The following is a 1,816-nucleotide window of genomic DNA, read 5'->3' as shown; positions in this document are numbered from 1 at the left end:
TCGGCTCCCGGGTCCGTCACGGGCGGGCTGCTGATCATGCCCCTGAATCTACGGACCGGCACCGACAAGATTTCCGCGACAGAACCCCGCCACAGCAGGGATCTGTGCACAACCGATTATCTGTGGGCCACAACCGCGCGCACCGGCGACATTGTCGGCTCCCGGCGTCTCGACATCGCTCGCCCCAAGGGGCTCGCTCGCTCGACGACCAAAGAAAAACGCCCCAACCACCAAGAGGTGGGCTCGCTCGACGACCAAGAAGAGAGTCGCTCGAGGAGCAAGAAAAGGGCCCTCAAGGTGCCGACCTGTGCAGCGTCTGGGGTGCCGAACCCGGCACCTAGGCCCGGGCCGCCACAGTCCCCGCCCCCGACGCTCGCTCGACGACCAAGAGACGGATCCGCTCGACGACCAAGAGAAGGGTCCGCTCGACGACCATGAGAAGGGGTTGCTCGGGAAGCGTGAAGCGGGCTAGCCAGTCCGGGATGGAGCGGGTCAGGTCGGGATGGAGCGGGTCAGTCCGGGAGGGAGGGGAGCTCGTCGAGGGTGACCCAGTGCTGGCGGCGGGCCTCGTACATCGCGATGGACGCCGCGGTAGCCACGTTCAGGGAACCGACGCGGCCCACCTGGGGCAGGAATGCGGACGCGTCCACCGCCGCGAGGGCCGCGGCGCTGACTCCGCGGTCCTCGTGCCCGAGCAGCAGCGCCACTGGACGATGGAGGTCGAGGGTGTGCATCGGAACCGACTCGTTGGCGAGCTCCACCGCCACGACGTAGTAGTCGTCACCACGGGCCGCGGCTACGGCGCTGGGACCGTCGTCATGTGTCGACCAGCTGAGGTATCGATCGGTACCGAGCGCGGTCTTCTGTGTCTTCGCGGATCTCGGGGATGCAGTGTCGCCGGACAGGTACAGGTGCGCGATCCCGAGGGCGGCGGCGGTTCTGGTTATGGCGCCGACGTTCCAGGGCGAGGCGACGCTCTCCAGGATCAACGCCAGAGGCGGTGGCGAAGTCCGCTTCCAGCCGCGGTGCAACCGCTTGAGATCCGTGCCGCGTAGCTGGCTCACGCCACATCCTTTCCATGCCTGACTTCCAGCGTTCGATAGCTGTTCCGGGAGGCCATCCTCACGACCTCGAATCCTTGCTCTTCAAGCCATCCGGCCAACGAGTCGGAGCCGAGGTGCTTGCCGACCACGAGGTACGCAACGCCGTCGGCGGCGAGCCGCGACAGCCAGTGCAGCAGCATCTCCCGCATCGCCTGCTTGCCGATCCTGATCGGCGGGTTCGCATATATGGCAGCGAGCTCGAGATCCTCCGGCACGTCTTCGGGCAGGGATGCCGTCACATTGCGAAGACCGTTCCGGTCCGCGTTGCGGCGGACGAGCCCAAGCGCCCGTTCGTTGACGTCGACCGCGAGCACCTGAGCCTTCGGAGACCGCGACGCGAGAACCAACGCGATCGGTCCGTAGCCGCAGCCCAGGTCGAGCAGCACGCCGGTCGGCGGCGGCGCGGGAGCCGTCTCGAGGAAGATCCGGGTCGCGGCGTCCAGCCGGCCGTGGCTGAAGACACCCGCGTCGGTCCAGAGCGTCAGGTCGACGTCGGGCAGCAGGACGTCGACCTCCTTGGGGTCGCTGAGCGCGCCTGGGGTGCTGCTGAAGTAGTGGTCACCGCCCGTGCGCATCGCTCCATGTTAGGTCAGGGCTCACCCGGGAGGCCGCGCCGCCGACCGCTGCTCAGCCCGGAGGCCGCGCCACCGGCCGCCCTCAGCCCCGCCGGCCGCCCTCAGCCCGGAGGCCGCGCCGCCGGGCGCTCCCCGTCC

General features: G+C 68.7%; 2 protein-coding genes. Both read right to left on the bottom strand.

Annotation, left to right across the window (positions count from 1 at the left end):
* Positions 1–512: 512 nt before the first annotated feature.
* Positions 513–1,064 (bottom strand): TrmH family RNA methyltransferase, encoded by a 552-nt coding sequence (locus F8A92_RS18385; protein ID WP_153506630.1) that lies wholly within the window; start codon positions 1,062–1,064, stop codon positions 513–515.
* A complete protein-coding gene (locus F8A92_RS18380; protein WP_153506629.1) occupies positions 1,061–1,678 on the bottom strand; it encodes a class I SAM-dependent methyltransferase in 618 nt (205 codons plus the stop codon). The genes F8A92_RS18385 and F8A92_RS18380 overlap by 4 nt, the downstream gene beginning before the upstream one ends.
* Positions 1,679–1,816 lie beyond the last annotated feature (138 nt).

This window comes from Cumulibacter manganitolerans (assembly GCF_009602465.1).
In the GTDB taxonomy this organism is placed as follows: domain Bacteria; phylum Actinomycetota; class Actinomycetes; order Mycobacteriales; family Antricoccaceae; genus Cumulibacter; species Cumulibacter manganitolerans.
Note: the sequence above shows the minus strand (reverse complement) of the source record. Positions and strands in the feature narration are given on the sequence as shown.